Genomic DNA, 17,580 nt, shown 5'->3' with positions numbered 1-17,580 from the left:
GTCACAAGCAAGCAGCTCGCGCGCGCCGGCCACCATGCTCAGTGCAATTGACGGTAGATCTGCTCGGCCAGCGTGCGCGACACGCCTTCGACACTGGCCAATTCATCGATGCTGGCAGACATCACGCCACGCAGCCCGCCAAAGCGCGCGAGCAATCGCTGCCGTCGCTTCGCCCCCACCCCCTCGAGTTCCTCCAGACGCGAGCTGTGACGCGCCTTGGCGCGCTTGGCCCGCATCCCGGTGATGGCAAAGCGGTGCGCCTCGTCGCGAATTTGCGCGACCAGCATCAGCGCGGCGCTCTCCTTGCCCAACTCGAGCGGCGCCCGCCCGTCCGCGAAGACCAGGGTCTCAAGACCGACCTTGCGACCCTCACCTTTCGCGACCCCGACCAGCATGCTGGCGTCCAGTCCCAGTTCCGTGAAAACCTGACGGGCGATCTCCACTTGTCCCTTGCCGCCGTCGATCAGCACGATATGCGGCAGCACGCCAGCACCCGCGACCGCGCCCGCCTGCGCCGTGGGTTGCGCGTCACGGGCGGGCGCGGCGCCGCCAGCCGTTTGCACGTCGGCCGGCGAAGCCGATGATGCGCCGGCCAACTGCGATACGATCTTCTCATAGCGCCGCGTGAGCACCTGCCGCATGGCGGCGTAGTCATCGCCCGGCGTGATCCCCGTGATGTTGTAGCGCCGGTACTCGGCGGATTGCATCTTATGATGGTGATAGACGACACAGGAGGCCTGGGTGGCCTCGCCCATCGTGTGCGAGATGTCGAAACACTCGATACGCAACGGTGACAAGTCCTCCAGGTCAATCGACAGTACCTGAGCAAGCGCGTGCGTGCGGGCCTGCTGGGAACCCTGCTCGGACAGCAGTCGGGCGAGCGCGAGTCGTGCATTCTGCTCGGCCATCGATAACCATGCCCGCTTCTGGCCTTGCGGCTGGCGGATCAGCGTGACCTTGTGCCCGCACTGCTGCGCCAGCACGTCGACCAACTCACGCGTGGCCGGCGCATGACTGACGATAATCACTGGCGGCACCGGGTGGCCGATATAGTGCTGTGCGATGAACGCATCCAGCACCGCTGCCTCGATGTCATCCCGCGCCGCCTTCTGGGTGTCACGGTCCACTGACAGGACATCGGCAGCTGCCTCAGCGCGGGGTGTCGGGATGGCGACCGTCGTCACTTCCGACCCATTGCCGGCTTCCGGCAGTTCGTCCGGCGTGGCCAACGCGGTCTCGACGTGGGACGGGAAGTAAGCCTTGTCGCCGAGATGGCGGCCGCCCCGCACCATGGCTAGGTTCACGCATACGCGCCCTCCTTGTGCGACCACCGCCAGGATGTCGGCATCGCCGCTGCCACGCTCGGTGCCAACCTCGATCGCCTGCTGTTGCAGCACCTTGGACAGCGAACTCATCTGGTTGCGTACCGCGGCCGCCTGTTCGAATTTCAACTCGGCCGCGTAACCATGCATCTTGTCCTCCAGTTCCTTCATTACCTCGCGCTGACGCCCCTGCAGAAAGCGCGCCGCGTTGGTCACATCACGCGCATAGTCTTCGTCACTGATTGCGCCAACGCAAGGCGCAGTGCACCGGCCGATCTGATGCAACAGGCAGGGACGGGTACGGTTGTTAAAGACCGAGTCCTCGCAGGTCCGCAATTGGAATACGCGCTGCAGGATCTGGATGCTTTCGCGCACCGCCCAGCCACTTGGAAACGGGCCAAAATACTGGTTATGCTTGTCGACGGCGCCGCGATAGGACGTGATGCGCGGGAAGCGATGCCCAGTGAGCTTCAGGTACGGATACGACTTATCGTCGCGAAACAGGATGTTGTAGCGTGGCGTCAACGCCTTGATCAGGTTGTTCTCCAGCAGCAATGCCTCTGTTTCGGAGCGCGTCACCGTGGTTTCGATGCGCGCGATGCGCTGGACCATTAACGCGATGCGCGGCGAGACCAGCGTCTTCGTGAAATAGCTCGATACACGCTTTTTCAAGTCGCGCGCCTTGCCCACGTACAGCACGGCGCCTTGTACATCGTAATAGCGATACACGCCGGGCAGGTGCGGCAGCTGCGCAATGACACGCTTAGGATCAAAATCCGCGTCGGGCTCGGCAACGGTCGGAGGAGCAGACGGTTCAGTCATGTAGCCAATACCGGGTCAGTCCCGTGCGGCGCACGGGATCTGTGCTTTAAAATAAGCAGTTTAGATCATTCGCCAAGCGGCCTGCGCGTCGCGCGCGTCCCATGTCCTCCTGCCCCGCCCTGCTTGCCGGCGCGCGTGCGCCGCTCACATGCGACATTTTCTGCACGGTAATCGACAATTTCGGCGACGCCGGCGTCTGCTGGCGGCTGGCCCGGCAGTTGGCGAATGAATACGGCTGGCAAGTGCGTCTGTTCATCGATGAGTTGACCACGCTCGCGCGTCTGGCGCCTGGGTTGGATATCGAGTGTGAGCGGCAAGTGCTGGCCGGTGTCGCCATCGAACATTGGCATGAATCCCAGTTCGCTGGGCCTGGCGCGGCGGCACTGAACATCGCCGATGTCGTCATCGAGGCATTCGCCTGCGATCTGCCAGCGTCATACGTTGCTGCGATGGCGCAACGCTCATCGCGGGTAGCCTGGATCAACCTTGAATACCTGTCGTCGGAAGACTGGGTGGCGGACTTTCACTTGCGCGCGTCGCCTCATCCCCGCCATGCACTGACCAAGACGTTCTTCTTCCCCGGCCTCGACGCCCACACTGGTGGCGTGCTTCGCGAGCAAGACCTGGACTCGCAGCGCCGCGCGTTCGTCGAATCGGCGGCCGAACGGGCGGGCTGGTGGGCGGCGCTCGGGCTGCCGCAGCCCGATCCGGCCGCCACGGTCGTATCGCTATTCTCCTACGAGAATCCCGCTCTCGACGCGCTGCTCGAGCAATGGCGTGATGCGCCGGATCCGTTGGTGCTATTGGTTCCACAGGGGCGGGTCTCCAGCTCCGTAGCGCGGTTTTTCGGTCATCGCGCAGGACCGCGCGCATTCGCGGCGGGCACCAGCGCGAGCGCAGGCGCGCTGAGCGCGCATGCGTTGCCGTTCACCGACCAGCGCGGCTACGACCGACTGTTGTGGAGCGCCGATATCAACTTCGTGCGTGGCGAGGATTCGTTCGTGCGCGCACAATGGGCACGCAAGCCGTTCGTCTGGCACATCTATCCACAGGCGGATGATGCGCATCTGCCGAAGCTGGACGCGGCCCTCGCGCATATCGGCTCGGCACTGGAGCCGCGCGCGCGCGACGCATTGACGCGCTTCTGGCACGCATGGAACGGCAATCCAATGCATGGCCTGCCCGATTGGCACGATTTCATCCAGCACCGGGAAGCGTTTGCGGCACGTGCACACGCATGGGCGGACGAGCTGGCCGCTGTTGGTGATCTAGCCGGGCATCTGGCCGCATTTGCCCAAAATACGTTAAAATAATGGGTTTTCAAGAGCTTAGGCTTGCCTGCCGGACTGCCCAATGTGGGGGCGTGCCGTCAGCCATTCGCCATACCCATTTATCGGACAGGACAGTGTTATGAAGACCGCTCAAGAACTGCGTACGGGCAACGTCATAATGATCGGCAACGATCCCATGGTTGTACAGAAAACCGAGTACAACAAGTCGGGCCGCAACGCCGCGGTCGTCAAGCTGAAGCTGAAGAACCTATTGACCGGCGCGGGCAACGAGTCGGTGTATAAGGCCGATGACAAGTTCGACGTGGTCGTGCTCGACCGCAAAGAGGTCACCTATTCGTACTTCGCTGATCCGATGTATGTTTTTATGGATGCGGACTACAACCAGTACGAGGTCGAAAGCGAGATGATGGGCGATGCGTTGCACTATCTCGAGGACGGCATGGCGTGCGAAGTGGTGTTCTACAACGACAAGGCGATCTCAGTCGAGTTGCCGACCACGCTAGTGCGCGAAATCGTCTATACGGAACCTGCGGTCAAGGGCGATACGTCGTCCGGTAAGGTACTCAAGAATGCCAAGCTGGCTACCGGCTTCGAATTGCAAGTGCCGCTATTCTGCAACATCGGCGACAAGATCGAGATTGACACGCGTACACACGAGTACCGTAGCCGCGCGTAACAGCGCCTCGAACGTTCTCAATGCCACAACGCAAGCGCTCCGACTGGAGCGCTTTTTTGTTTACGGGGGAGTTACGGGAGCCAACGCGACGCGACACTGCTGCACGGCGGTAGAAAAATTTACGCGCCAAACAGGAAAAATTTGCCGCATTGGGAACATGCGCAGCTCACCCTGTTACGGCAACGCGTTGATTGGTAAAGTACGACGAATTGGCACGAAGCATGCTCACCCCGAACCGCCAACGCAGCGCTCAAAAATTTGCCGCAGATAATCCCTCGTCGCGCTATGCCACACGCCCTGATCGTTGAAGATGACCCTAACAGCCTGTCAGGGTTGTCGGCCATCCTGAGTACCGATGGTTTTTCCGTCGACACTGCAGCCACGCTCGCAGAAGCGCGCGCCGCGTTGCAGCGGTTCATTCCCGATGTGGTACTGGTCGACTTGAACCTACCCGACGGCAGCGGGCTGGACGTGCTGCATTCTCTGCCGTCACAGCCGGACGGCGTGACGCCGGTCATCGTGATGACCGGTAATGCGACGGTGGAAAGCGCGATTGAAGGGCTGCGCCACGGCATTTGGGACTATCTACTCAAGCCGGTCAATATCCCGCGATTGCGCAGCCTGCTGGCACGCATTCCGCGCCCATACGAGCTTACCGAGGAAGTCCAGAACCTGCGTGCGGCATTGCGGCGCGTCGGCCGCTTTGGTTCAATGATCGGTCGCGGTGCGGCAATGCAACAGGTCTATGACACGATCGAGCGTATCGCGCCGACGGAGGCAGCAGTGCTGATTGTTGGCGAGCCGGGAACCGGCAAGGAGATCGCTGCGCGAACGCTGCACGAGATGAGCCGTCGCAAGAAAGGCCCGCTGGTGAAGCTGGACGGCGCGGCGGCCAGTCACGCAGGCGCTGAGCCGTGGGAAAGCATGCTATTTGGTCACCAGCGCGGCGCATTTGATGGAGCGGAAACGAGCGGAGCCGGCGTGCTGGAGCGGGCAGCCGGCGGCACGCTGTTTATCGACCGTGTCGATCTACTGCCGGCCGCGCAGCAGGAGGCACTCGCACGAGCGCTGGGGGCACGCACGTTTCGCCGGATGGGCGGCACCACCGATCTGAGCGCCGACTTCCGGGTGGTGGCGGCCACCGTCGAATCGCCGCAGCAGGCGCTGGCCCGCGGCACGCTGCGCACCGACCTGCTGCAACGGTTGAACGTGGCACCACTGACATTGCCGCCGCTGCGCGAGCGCGGCGAGGACATCGAACTGCTGGCCACTTATTTCGTCGACGTGCTGAATCAACGCCACGATTCGGTCAAGCGGCTCAGCCCGCTGTGCGTGCGCGAGCTGATCGAATACGAGTGGCCAGGCAATGTGCGCGAATTGCGCGACGTGATCGAGCGCTCACATCAGGCATCCGAGGACATGATCGAAAGCTTGTCGCCGGACAACGAAGGCGGCCGCACTAGCCGTTCGCGGTCGAACCACCAGGTGCAGATCGCGGTCGGCACGCCGCTTGCCGATGTCGAGGAGATGCTGATCCGTGCCACGCTCGATGCGGTGGGTGGCACCCGGCATCGTGCAGCGACACTGCTTGGCATCAGTCCCAAGACACTGTACAACAAGCTTCAGCGAATGAAGGTGACCTAAACCGGTCCGCCCCGTTCACCGTAGGCTGTCGATCAGCTTGCGCGCTTGGCAATAGTCGGGCTGGCACATCAGCTCGCTCCACTTCGGCGCGTCACCGCGCGGTGCGAGCCGCTTGATGCGACGCCGAGACGCGGTATCGATGTCGCGCGCGCGCAGGCGCTGCAGCACATTGTCGGCGTCCTCGGGACGATTGCACACGAGCACCATGTCGCATCCAGCATCGAGCGCCGCATGCGCGGCCTCGGCGGTGGTCCCGGCCTGACGCGCCGCCTGCATCGACAAATCGTCGCTGAAGATCACGCCATTGAAACCAAGCCTACCGCGCAGGATCTGCTGCAACCATACGGACGAGAAACCGGCCGGCCGAGCATCGACGGCCGGATAGACGACGTGGGCCGGCATCACCGCGGCCAGCGACAGCCCGAGCCATTGATACGGCTGCACATCGCAGGCGAGAATCTCGTCGAGCGCTCGGGTGTCAACAGGCGCCTCGACATGCGAATCCGCCTCCACGTAGCCGTGCCCCGGAAAATGCTTACCGCAGGCTGCCATCCCAGCCAGCGCCAAGCCATGCGCGACGCTTTTAGCCAACAGCGCGACGACGCGCGGATCCGGGTGGAACGCACGATCGCCGATCGCCTTCGAACGCCCGTAGTCTAGGTCGAGCACCGGCGCAAAGCTCAAGTCGACACCGCTCGCGTGCAACTCCGATGCCATCACATAGCCGATCGCCGTGGCCACTCGGATTGCCGCGAGCGCATCGTCGTTCCATAACGCGCCCAGGGCACGCATCGGCGGCAGCGACGTGAACCCATCACCCCGGAAACGCTGCACGCGCCCGCCCTCCTGGTCCACCGCAATGATCACATCGTCGCGCACATCGCGGATTGCGCCAGTCAGCTCGAGCAGTTGCGCGCGGCTCGCATAATTGCGGGCGAACAAAATCACGCCGCCGGTCAGCGGATCGGCGATCCGACGGGCATCGTCACGACTCAACGAAGTGCCGGCGACGTCGAGCATCACCGGACCATATTTGCGTTTGCGGTTGTTCAACTCGGGTTCCTGAGGTCAGTCGCGTGCCGGTCCATCAACCCGGCACCGGAGCCATCCATTGACGCATCGACTTCGGCGATGACGAACGACACCGCATAATCGCGTTCGTCGCTGACGGATACGCGTGCGCTGAGTCCGCGCTCGGTCATCCACCGGGCCAGCTCACCGGTCGCGACGATCACCGGCTTGCCGCTTTTCTCGTTGAGCGTCTGTACCGCGCGCCACGTCATCGGCCAATGCATGCCGAGCCCGATCGCTTTAGAGAGCGCCTCCTTCGCGCTAAAGCGCGCGGCCAAGAACGCCACGCCGCGCCCTTCCGAGCGTGCCGCGCGCACGCGATAGACCGCGAGTTCCTGCGGACCGAGGATTTTTTCGGCAAAGCGGCCGCCGGTACGCTCCATCACGGCGGCGATGCGGCTAACTTGCACGATGTCCGTGCCGATCCCATAGACGGCGCGGTGCACCATCGGCGCGGCCCCGGTGCTCATGCACGCGCGCCGACGCGCGACGCGACGATGATTGCCTTCATCTCCCGCACGGCATTGTCCCATCCCGCAAAAATGGCATGCGCGACGATGGCATGGCCGATGTTCAGCTCGGCAATACCATCGAGCGCGGCAATGCGCTGTACGTTGGTATAGTGCAGGCCGTGACCGGCATTGACTTTCAGGCCCAGCGACCGTCCCAGGTCGACACCCGCGGCAATCCGCTCGAATTCCTGTGACTGCCGGGCGTCGTCATCCGCGTCGGCGTAGCGTCCGGTATGTAGCTCAATCACCGGCGCGCCGCTTTCGTGAGCCGCCCGGATCTGCTCCGGCTCGGCGTCGATGAACAGCGATACGCGCGCGCCCGCATCGGCCAGTTGCCGACTCGCCGCCTTGACCGCGTCGAAGTGCGTGACCACGTCCAATCCGCCTTCGGTGGTCAGCTCGGCGCGCTTTTCCGGTACCAGGCAAACGTCGTGTGGGCGCACGTCACAGGCGATGTCGAGCATTTCCTGCGTCAACGCGCACTCCAGGTTCATTCGGGTCTTAAGCAACGGCCGCAACGCGCGCACGTCGGCGTCGACGATATGGCGGCGGTCCTCACGCAGATGCAGCGTGATCGCGTCGGCGCCGGCAGCCTCAGCTTGCAGCGCCGCGCGCAGTGGGTCAGGATACGCCGTACCACGCACGTTGCGTAACGTGGCAACATGGTCGATGTTGACCCCCAGCTCGATGACAGGCATTGGCGACGAGAAGATGTTCATAGGTTTTGCAAGTCGATCAAGATCTGGCGCGTCGCAAGCGGCGCGCCACCAAGATAAGTATTCAGCAAAAAACGCATCAGGGTCTTGCTCTGCGCGACGGTCTGCGCACGCGAATAGTCGTCGCGCTCCATGTCGAGCAGCGTTTGCCCGGCAATGACCGGCCCGTGCAACGCATCCGCCTGAGCCCCGTCAAGCATTTCGACGTCGCATACGCCCCGCTCGGGGTCGAACACATACGAGCGTCCGGCCACAACATTCTGCCTCGTTACGGTCCGATCAAGCGACATAGCATAGCCGGTCTCACGCAGTAAGACGCGCTCGAACGAGCGCAATACCTGCACCGCCGGTTCGTCATGCGCGAGCCGCGTCAACGTCAACAAGTAATGGTCGAACAACGCGGTATGCGAATCCTCCCGTGCACAGAACCTGACGAGCAATTCATTGACGTAAAAGCCACACAGCAGTGCATCGCCAGCGAGCGGACGCATTCCGCCGACCCATTCAGCCTTAGTCAGCGTCCGCATTTCGGACTTACCGGTCCATGACAGCGCGAGCGGCTGAAACGTCTGCAGCACGCCGCGCAGCGCCGAATGCGGCCGCTTTGCCCCCTTCGCGACGAGCGCGAGACGGCCGTGCGTGCGCGTGAACACGTCGATAATCAGGCTCGTCTCACGATACGGGTAGGCGTGCAACACGAAGCCCGGCTGCTCATCGATACGGGGGCTCGAGCGCGGCGCGGCGGCGCGGCGGCGGGTCGATGCAGCGTAATCTGGCGCGGACTGCGCTACATTGCCCGACGCATCCGACGCGCCCGGCGGCACGCCGTCGGGCACCCTTTCGGGTGCTGCGCCGGCGTCGGGTTGCCTGGCATGATCTGGATGACCCAGCCAGACGTCATTCGTACCCATAGGCGCGCAATCCCGCCTCGTTGTCCGCCCAGCCGCTCTTGACCTTCACGAACGTCTCCAAATAAACCGGACCATCGAAGAGCTTTTCCATGTCGATGCGCGCCTCGGTGCTAATCTGCTTCAGCTTCGCGCCCTTCTGCCCAATGATCATCGCCTTGTGGTTGTCACGATCGACGAGAATCGTTGCGAAGACCCGCCGCAGGCGGCCTTCCTGCTCGAACTTATCGATCAGTACCGTACTCGTGTAGGGCAACTCGTCTCCGGTCCAGCGGAATACTTTCTCCCGCAAGATCTCGGCCGCCAAGAATCGCTCGCTGCGGTCGGTCAGCTCGTCCTCGCCATAGATCGGCTCACCGAGCGGCAATGACGGCCGCAAGATCTTCAACAACCGCGTGATGTCGTCCGGCTGCTTCGCGCTCATCGGTACGACGTCACGGAACGCGCGCAGCGCCGCTGTGCTTTTCAAAAATGGCAGCAATGCGCTCTTGTCCGAAAGCTTGTCGACCTTATTGGCGATCAGCACCGTCGGCACCGACGGCGGGATCAACTCCAGCACTCGTTGATCGTCCGGCCCGTAACGGCCTGCCTCGACCACGAACAGCACGACGTCCACCGAGGTCAACGTCGAGGTGACCGCGCGGTTCAGCGAACGGTTCAGCGCCGAGCCGTGCCGGGTTTGGAAGCCGGGCGTGTCGACAAAGATGAATTGTGCATCGCCCAACGTCCGGATACCGGTGATCCGGTGCCGCGTGGTTTGCGCCTTGCGTGACGTGATGCTGACCTTTTGCCCAACGAGAGCGTTCATCAGCGTCGACTTGCCGACATTGGGGCGCCCAACGATCGCGATCATGCCGCAACGGAAACCGGTTTGTTCAAGAGTCGAATTCATGGCAAGCGGACCTGCAGGAAATACCGCTGACGTGGGCGCGTAGCGCCCGACCTCGGCTGTCGGGTTCAAAGAGTAAAGCGCGGCAGGTCATGCTGCGACAGGCCGCCTTGGCACGGTCGCGGTCACGCGCCGGCATCGGCCTTGCGCGGCGTCGAATGAGGCGCCGTATCGCGGGGCTCATCGAGCGCCTTTCCGGGGCCGGCCGGCACATCAGCAACCACGGTGGCGGTGGCAATCGCTGCCGCCGCCTTGGCCAATGGCGCATCGGACGCTGCAGCCCCCTTGTCGGCCTGACGTGGCGCCCGCTCGACCGAATGATCAGCATGCGCGGCACGCATCATCGCGACGGCGCTCGGCACACCATTTGACGACGGCGCGCTGCTCACGCGCTCATGGTGATTGCCTCCCCGCTCCATCGGCTGCATCGCCCGCTCGGCGGGATGCGCGGCGCGCTCGGCGCGGCCCAGCTGCTCGGCCTTGCGGTCCAACTTGAGGCGTAAATCGAGCGCGCCCTGCACTCCGGTGCCATGCGACGGTGCGCCCTCAGATTCGCGCTTGGCGGCGCGTGCCGCGCTCTTCGATCGCTTCGGCTTGCCGAGCAACTGCGGCGCCACCGCCATCACTTCTTCAAGCGCCTTTTTTGCGGCAGCCTGCTCGGCCGCGCGCCGACTGGCACCGGTGCCAAACACCTTGACCTCGAGCTTCGGCACCGTGCACTCGACCTCGAACTGCTGATTGTGGGCGGCGCCCGTGGTCGCAATCACCGCGTAGCTCGGCAATGCGATCTTGTGGCCCTGCAAATACTCCTGCAACAGCGTCTTGGCATCCTTGCCCAGCGTGCGCGGATCGATATGATCCAAAATGGGGACATAGAGTCGTTTGATCACCGTTTGCGCCGCGTCGAATCCCCCATCCAGGAAGATCGCACCGAGCACTGCCTCAAACGTGTCAGCCAAGATCGACGGCCGTCGGAAGCCGCCGCTGCGCAATTCCCCCTCGCCGAGCCGCAACGCCTCTGCAATATTCAGCGCCTGGGCAATTTCGTATAGCGACTGTTGCTTGACCAAGTTTGCCCGCACGCGGGATAGGTCGCCTTCATCGAGTTTGCCAAAACGTTGGAACAAAAGGGCCGCCACCACGCAGTTGAGGACCGAATCGCCAAGGAATTCGAGCCGCTCGTTATGCGTGGCACTGTGGCTGCGGTGAGTCATCGCCTGCCGCAACAATTCCGCATTGCGAAATTCGTAGTGCAGCCGGCTTTCCAGCGGTGACAAAGACATGGATAGAAGTATAACGCGTGCCGCAGCCTGAGCCGAGCAACGCTCAGGCGTCATTCGAACGAGCCGATCCGCTTCAGGTTCGAGAAATTCAGCCAGATGAAGAACGCACGGCCGACCAGGTTGCGGTCAGACACAAAGCCCCAGTAGCGGCTGTCGGCACTATTGTCCCGGTTGTCGCCCATCACGAAATAGTGGCCCGGCGGCACCTTGCAAATCACACCGCGGTCGTTGTAGTGGCAATTGTCGCGATAGGGATAATCGTCTGCGCCAATCACGAACGGCGGCACGGCCGGATCATTGAGCAACGCATGGCGCTTGCCCCCGAGCGTCTCGCTGTACTGCTTGACGTATTTGGCTGGCTGCCCCATCGACAGCCGGTCCTCATCCAGATAATCCGACAGCGGCGTTTTAAGCACCACCTCGCCATTGATCATCAGGCGCTTGTCCTGGTACGCGACCACGTCGCCCGGCACGCCGACAACGCGCTTGATGTAATCGACCGACTCGTCCTTCGGATAGCGAAATACAATGACGTCGCCGCGCTGTGGGTCTCGATTCGAGATGATCTTCTTATCGATGATCGGCAAGCGGATCCCGTAATCGTACTTGTTGACCAGGATGAAGTCGCCGACAAGCAGCGTGGGCACCATCGAGCCGGACGGAATCTTGAACGGCTCGACGATGAATGAACGCAGCACGAAGACTAGCAGGATCACCGGAAAGAAGCTCGCCGAATACTCGAGCCACCACGGCTGGCGCAGCCGTTCTTCGCGCAGCCTTGCCCGTGTGCGGGCGGCATTTTCGTCGCGAAAGCGCTCATCCATGCGCTGTTGCTGCTGATCGAACGCGTGCGCGGCGGCATCCGCGGCCCGCCGGCGCTGAGGAAGAAAAACCAGCTTGTCCGCTACCCATGCAATGCCGGTCAACACGACCAGGATAAAGAGGATCAGCGCAAAATTCATGGAGATTCCGTTTTTCGGTTATTTGTCTTCGACTTTGAGAATAGCGAGAAATGCCTCTTGAGGAATCTCGACGCTGCCGACCTGCTTCATCCGCTTCTTGCCTTCTTTTTGCTTTTCGAGCAGTTTCTTCTTGCGCGTGATGTCGCCACCATAGCATTTAGCCAGCACGTTCTTGCGCAGCGCCTTAATGTTCTCGCGCGCAATGATGTGCGCGCCGACGGCCGCCTGGATCGCAACATCGTACATCTGCCGGGGGATGATTTCGCGCATCTTCGCGGCTACCTCGCGACCGCGATACTGCGACTGCGATCGATGCACAATCACCGACAGTGCATCGACTTTGTCGCCGTTGATCAGCATATCGACCTTGACCACATCCGATGCCCGATATTCCTTGAACTCATAGTCCATCGACGCGTAGCCGCGCGATACGGACTTGAGCCGATCGAAGAAGTCCAGCACGATCTCAGCCATCGGTATCTCATAGGTAAGTTGCACCTGGCGACCGTGGTAGGTCATGTTGACCTGATTGCCGCGCTTGCTCGTGCATAGCGTGATCACCGCGCCGACATAGTCCTGTGGCATATACAGGTTCACCGTCACGATCGGCTCACGGATCTCGGCGATCTTGGATGGCTCAGGCATCTTCGCCGGGTTCTCGACCATCACCATCGAGCCGTCCTGCATCAGCACCTGGTACACGACGGTCGGCGCCGTCGTGATCAAATCCATGTTGAATTCGCGCTCGAGCCGCTCCTGCACGATTTCCATGTGCAGCAAGCCTAGGAAGCCACAGCGAAAGCCGAAGCCCAGCGCCTGCGAGACCTCGGGTTCGTATTGCAGCGACGCATCGTTGAGCTTGAGTTTCTCAAGCGACTCGCGCAACGCATCGTACTGGTTGGCCTCGACCGGATACAGCCCGGCGAACACCTGCGGCTTGACTTCCTTGAAGCCCGGCAACGGTTCAGCCGCCGGCTTTGCCAAATGGGTGATCGTGTCGCCAACCTTCGCGGCCGTCAATTCCTTGATGCCCGCGATCACGAACCCGACTTCGCCCGCGCACAAGACGTCACGGTTTTGCGACTTCGGTGTGAACACGCCCACGTGCTCGACCGGATGCTGCGCACCGGTCGCCATCATCCTGATCTTGTCTTTCGGGCGCAACGCGCCATTGATGATGCGCACCAGCATCACGACGCCGACGTAATTGTCGAACCACGAGTCGATGACCAGCGCCTGCAGCGGCGCCTGCGCGTCGCCGCGAGGCGGCGGCACCTTGGCGATCAGCGCCTCGAGCACGTCCTGCACGCCCAGACCCGTCTTCGCGCTGCACTGCACTGCGTCCGTGGCGTCAATGCCGATCACATCTTCGATTTCGGCCATCGCGTTGTCCGGGTTCGCCGCGGGCAAATCGATCTTGTTGAGCACCGGCACGACCTCGACACCCAACTCGATCGCGGTATAGCAGTTTGCGACGGTCTGCGCTTCGACCCCCTGGCTCGCATCGACGACCAGCAGTGCACCCTCGCAGGCGGATAACGAACGGCTCACCTCATAGGAAAAGTCGACGTGGCCCGGTGTGTCGATCAGGTTCAAGTTATAAACACGACCATCCCGCGCCCGGTACGTCAACGCGGCGGTCTGCGCCTTGATCGTGATGCCGCGCTCGCGCTCCAAATCCATCGAGTCGAGCACTTGCGCTTCCATTTCGCGGTCCGACAGGCCACCGCACAGCTGGATAATGCGGTCAGCAAGCGTCGATTTACCGTGATCGATGTGCGCGATGATCGAAAAATTACGAATATGATCCATTCAATGTCGATCAAGCGAAAAAGGCGCGCTCGGACAAAAGCGGAGCACGCCTTGCGATAAAGTCAAGAATCCGCGCATTTTAGCGGAAAACGCATCCGATCAGGCTGGACCCGCGGGCCATCGCCCCGCATCGAAGCTCGCCAGCGCCCGCGCGACGCGCACAGGGTCGAGCCGGTGACGGCACAACTCGACGCCGTCTAACAGCAGCACGGGTACTGCCTCGTCATACTGCGCTTGTAGCACCGGATCCGCGTCGATGTCGACCACCTCGACGGCGATGCCGCTCGTGCTGGGCCACATCGCATCGAGCTGCGCCCGCATGTCGTCGCACAGATGACACCATGCGCGGCCGTACAGCGTCAGGCGGGGCAGGCGGTGCAAGCCGTGCGCCATCATCGAGCGTCAGCCCGCATTACTTCTGCGCCGGCGTGGGCCGCGGCCTGACCGGGACGAACTGCGTGTTATCACCGCGGCGCACCAGCAACGCCGCGGCCTTTTGCGGATCGAGTTGCTGCACGAGCGACTCGAATTGTTTCGTATTCGAGACGTCAGTATCGCCGATTCGCAAGATGATGTCGCCCCGCTGCAACCCTGCGCGGGCCGCTGGACCGTGCACGCCCTCGACCTGCACGCCGCCTTTCAGATTCATCGATTTAAGCTGCTCCGGCGACAGGTCGCTAACCGCCAGCCCAAGCTGGTTCGATGCACGCTCGCGCGGCGGCGCGCGGCGGCTAGTTTGCGCCTTCGCCGTCTTGTCCGGCTGCATCTCGGCCACGACGACCGACAAATCCTTCGTTTGGCCCTTGCGCCAGATCGTCAGCGTCGCCTGGGTACCGGGCTTGGTTTCGCCCACCATCCGCGGCAGGTCTGTCGCCGTGTCCACATTGCGTCCATTGAACTTCAGGATGATGTCCCCCGGCTGCACGCCGGCCTTGTCGGCCGGGCCGTCCGCCTCGACGCTGGACACCAGCGCGCCTTGCGCCTTAGGCAGACCCAGCGAGTCCGACACGTCCTTGGTCACTTCGCCGATCGCCACCGCGATCCGGCCCCGCACAACCCGCCCGTTGACCTTGAGTTGGTCTGCGACGCGCATTGCCTCGTCGATCGGGATGGCAAACGAGATCCCCATAAAACCGCCGGTACGGCTATAGATTTGCGAGTTAATGCCAATGACCTCGCCCTGCATGTTGATTAACGGCCCGCCCGAATTGCCGGGATTGACTGCGACGTCGGTTTGGATGAACGGCAAATAGTCGCCGGTATCACGCCCCTTCGCGCTGACGATGCCGGCCGTGACCGTGTTGTCCAGCCCGAAGGGGGAGCCGATCGCCACGACCCATTCCCCGACCCGGACCTTGTTCGAATCGCCGATCGTCACCGTCGGCAAGCTCGCCGCATTGATCTTCACGAGCGCCACGTCGGTGCGCTCGTCCACGCCGATCAACTTTGCCTTGAATTCGCGTTTGTCGGTCAGCGTCACATAAATCGTGTCCGCGTCATCCACCACATGCGCATTAGTCATCACATAGCCGTCGGCCGACAGGATAAAGCCAGAGCCCACGCCGCTGCTCTGCTCCGAGTCCGACGGATCTGAATCGCCGCCCCCGCCCCCTCCGCGCGGCGGGTTCGGCTTGCCTGGCTGCTGTGGCAACGGAATACCGAAGAAGCGCCGGAAGAACTCGGACATGTCGCCGTCATCCAGCCCGGGGGGCAAGCCCGTCGCGCCCTGTTGCTGCGCATGCGTCGCCGTGCGGATATTGACGACCGCTGGGCCGACCTTGTCGACCAGGTCCGTGAAATCGGGCAGGCTGGCGGCGGCTGGCGCCGCGGCTGCGCACGGGGACACCAACGGGATACAGATGGCCATGGCGGCCGCGAGCAGGAATCTGCGCACCGGATGGATACTCATATTGTCGATAAAAAGAAAGAGACCGCGCGAACTATCGAGGAGCCTTATATTCTATGGCAGAAGTGAACTGTTGCAGCGTCGTCATCGGTACTTCGCCCAACGCGGTGATCCAATAATCACCATGACGCTTGACCAGGATGTGCGTGGCTCCGCTCGCACCCGAGCCTTCCTTGCGGGAATTGCGCTCGAATGGCTCAACGAAAATCGAGATCGCACAAAGCCCATCAGAAAACACCGCCTGATCCACGGCAATGGGCGACGACGACGGATCGCGCGCAGCCATCGGCCGGCGCAGTTCCCGTACCTTGCGAAACCCGGGAATCTGATTCGGCAGTTGCCAGCCCGCTGCTTCCATGTTGACCGGCTCCACCGGGGGACGCACGCAACCGGATGCGTTGCGCACGGCCTGGGCAATCGCGTTGCGGTCCGCCGTCACGCCGAGCCGGACCTGTGAAAAGGCAACCTGCTCGAGCACCTGCCCGTCGCTGTCCAGCGTCTGCTCGCGCAACAGCAGGCCGGTCTTCTGGTCGGCCCATAACTTGTACGTGTAGCGCAGTGCGTCCTTCGGACGCAATTCGATCACGGTCGCGTCAAGTCCGGCGACACGGTCGGCCCCCAGCAGCTGCGGATCGTAGACACTCAATACGCGGTCGCTGCTCGCAGACAATAGCGCGGGGAACGAATCCTTGCTCTGCCGATGCTCGAACACGCACAGCTTGCGCTCGGGCACGAACGTGTAGACCTCGTCGTTGTGCCGCAGCATCCGGCGCGGCTTGCCGTCCAAGCTTTCCAGCCTTTCATATTCGCCGTCACCATGATCCGCGAAATGCACGATGCTGGATGACTGCACCGCCGAACCGCGCTGGTAGACGAAAATCCCTTCGTAGCTCTGCTGCTGTGCTGCCTGGTGGATCCGATTCAGCCAAGTGGCCGCCTGGCGCCGTGGGACGAGCGAGTCGTCGGTGCGCGACTGAACGTGGACGGCCGCGCAGACCAGCGAAATGAATACGGCTGCGACGAACATCGTTCCCCGCAGCCGCCCCCGTGCGTCGATTGTTTTTGACCGCTGAAGCTGCATCAGTTTATTGGCCCTCGGAAACCGCGGCGGCACGGATCAAAGGTGTGGCGGATTGGACCATCGGCTGCTGCGCGAACTGCTGGTGCGCGGCCAGATATTGATCTAGATTCGCATCGCGAACAATGCTCGCATCCTGGATGCCCTGCGGCACGCTGCCATCCACCGGCGTGGACGCCAATGCGACGCGCTGCATTGCATCCGAACCCGGCTCGCTGACCAAAGCAACTTGTGCCGTTGTGCCTGCACTGCCAAGGCCCTGCAGTTGCGGCACGACCACCCAACTCAGCGTCGCGGCGGCAGCGGCCACCGCGAACACTGGCAACACGCGGCGCCGTAACGCCAGCGTGCGCCGCATGTTGGTCCGCCATGCCGACGGCGCCAACACGTGCGGCTCATTGGCCAGTCGCGCAGAAAACCGGGCAACGAACGCTGCGCTCTTCGCGGCATCCTCGGCCAACTCGTCGGAGCGTAGTGCATCACCAATCAGATGATAGTCGATCCACAGGGCCCGCCCGTCGGCATCCAGCGTCGACAGGAACTCGGCCAACCTATGCGACACGCGCGCGCGCGCCGCGCGCCCGCCGCTTTCCAGCGACTCACCATCCAGCGCGGCGGAAATACGCTCGGCAACCGAAATGTGGCTCGCCGACTCGTTCATTTGCAATGGAACGGACCCCATGATGC

General features: G+C 62.6%; 16 protein-coding genes. 3 read left to right on the top strand and 13 right to left on the bottom strand.

What is annotated here, in order from left to right:
• Positions 1 to 38: 38 nt before the first annotated feature.
• Positions 39 to 2,144, bottom strand: a complete 2,106-nt coding sequence (gene uvrC / locus KQH55_RS02910) for an excinuclease ABC subunit UvrC (protein ID WP_235090156.1) — start codon at positions 2,142 to 2,144, stop codon at positions 39 to 41.
• Positions 2,145 to 2,245: 101 nt separating this feature from the next.
• On the opposite strand from uvrC, the gene earP reads away from it, so the two are divergent.
• From earP to KQH55_RS02895, 3 genes are all read left to right on the top strand, one after another.
• Complete coding sequence (gene earP / locus KQH55_RS02905; RefSeq protein WP_235090155.1) at positions 2,246 to 3,457, top strand: elongation factor P maturation arginine rhamnosyltransferase EarP; 1,212 nt, start codon at positions 2,246 to 2,248, stop codon at positions 3,455 to 3,457.
• Positions 3,458 to 3,554: 97 nt separating this feature from the next.
• A complete protein-coding gene (gene efp / locus KQH55_RS02900; RefSeq protein WP_076785219.1) occupies positions 3,555 to 4,112 on the top strand; it encodes an elongation factor P in 558 nt (185 codons plus the stop codon).
• 285 nt (positions 4,113 to 4,397) lie between these two features.
• Entirely contained in the window at positions 4,398 to 5,756 is a 1,359-nt protein-coding gene (locus KQH55_RS02895; RefSeq protein ID WP_076797111.1) for a sigma-54 dependent transcriptional regulator, read from the top strand.
• A gap of 15 nt (positions 5,757 to 5,771) precedes the next feature.
• On the opposite strand, the gene nagZ is transcribed toward KQH55_RS02895, so the two are convergent.
• From nagZ to KQH55_RS02835, 12 genes are all read right to left on the bottom strand, one after another.
• Positions 5,772 to 6,776 carry a beta-N-acetylhexosaminidase gene (gene nagZ / locus KQH55_RS02890; protein WP_235090202.1) on the bottom strand — a complete coding sequence of 335 codons (1,005 nt, stop codon included), beginning with the start codon at positions 6,774 to 6,776 and terminating at the stop codon, positions 5,772 to 5,774.
• A 29-nt stretch (positions 6,777 to 6,805) separates the two neighbouring features.
• Positions 6,806 to 7,297, bottom strand: coding sequence for a holo-ACP synthase (gene acpS / locus KQH55_RS02885; RefSeq protein ID WP_235090154.1), 492 nt, complete (start codon positions 7,295 to 7,297; stop codon positions 6,806 to 6,808).
• Positions 7,294 to 8,058, bottom strand: coding sequence for a pyridoxine 5'-phosphate synthase (gene pdxJ, locus KQH55_RS02880; protein ID WP_235090153.1), 765 nt, complete (start codon positions 8,056 to 8,058; stop codon positions 7,294 to 7,296). Before pdxJ ends, acpS begins: the two co-directional genes overlap by 4 nt.
• Positions 8,055 to 8,966, bottom strand: a complete 912-nt coding sequence (gene recO, locus KQH55_RS02875; RefSeq protein WP_076785222.1) for a DNA repair protein RecO — start codon at positions 8,964 to 8,966, stop codon at positions 8,055 to 8,057. The genes pdxJ and recO overlap by 4 nt, the downstream gene beginning before the upstream one ends.
• Complete coding sequence (gene era, locus KQH55_RS02870) at positions 8,953 to 9,816, bottom strand: GTPase Era (RefSeq protein WP_139337134.1); 864 nt, start codon at positions 9,814 to 9,816, stop codon at positions 8,953 to 8,955. Before era ends, recO begins: the two co-directional genes overlap by 14 nt.
• 161 nt (positions 9,817 to 9,977) lie before the next feature.
• Positions 9,978 to 11,135 (bottom strand): ribonuclease III, encoded by a 1,158-nt coding sequence (rnc, locus tag KQH55_RS02865; RefSeq protein ID WP_235090152.1) that lies wholly within the window; start codon positions 11,133 to 11,135, stop codon positions 9,978 to 9,980.
• Positions 11,136 to 11,185: 50 nt separating this feature from the next.
• A complete protein-coding gene (lepB, locus tag KQH55_RS02860) occupies positions 11,186 to 12,097 on the bottom strand; it encodes a signal peptidase I (protein ID WP_076785225.1) in 912 nt (303 codons plus the stop codon).
• Positions 12,098 to 12,115: 18 nt separating this feature from the next.
• Entirely contained in the window at positions 12,116 to 13,909 is a 1,794-nt protein-coding gene (gene lepA, locus KQH55_RS02855; RefSeq protein ID WP_235090151.1) for a translation elongation factor 4, read from the bottom strand.
• 99 nt (positions 13,910 to 14,008) lie between these two features.
• Entirely contained in the window at positions 14,009 to 14,305 is a 297-nt protein-coding gene (locus KQH55_RS02850; protein ID WP_076785227.1) for a glutaredoxin family protein, read from the bottom strand.
• A 16-nt stretch (positions 14,306 to 14,321) separates the two neighbouring features.
• Complete coding sequence (locus tag KQH55_RS02845) at positions 14,322 to 15,818, bottom strand: DegQ family serine endoprotease (protein ID WP_076797105.1); 1,497 nt, start codon at positions 15,816 to 15,818, stop codon at positions 14,322 to 14,324.
• Between the two features lie 31 nt (positions 15,819 to 15,849).
• Positions 15,850 to 16,896: a MucB/RseB C-terminal domain-containing protein gene (locus tag KQH55_RS02840; protein WP_076797104.1), complete on the bottom strand. Its 1,047-nt coding sequence runs from the start codon at positions 16,894 to 16,896 to the stop codon at positions 15,850 to 15,852.
• A 4-nt stretch (positions 16,897 to 16,900) separates the two neighbouring features.
• Positions 16,901 to 17,575, bottom strand: a complete 675-nt coding sequence (locus tag KQH55_RS02835) for a sigma-E factor negative regulatory protein (protein ID WP_235090150.1) — start codon at positions 17,573 to 17,575, stop codon at positions 16,901 to 16,903.
• Positions 17,576 to 17,580: the final 5 nt, after the last annotated feature.

The sequence above is a fragment of the Mycetohabitans sp. B3 genome (genome assembly GCF_021498065.1).
Lineage (GTDB): Bacteria > Pseudomonadota > Gammaproteobacteria > Burkholderiales > Burkholderiaceae > Mycetohabitans.
The sequence above is the reverse complement of the archived record's forward strand: the minus strand, read 5'-3'. Positions and strand labels throughout refer to the sequence as shown.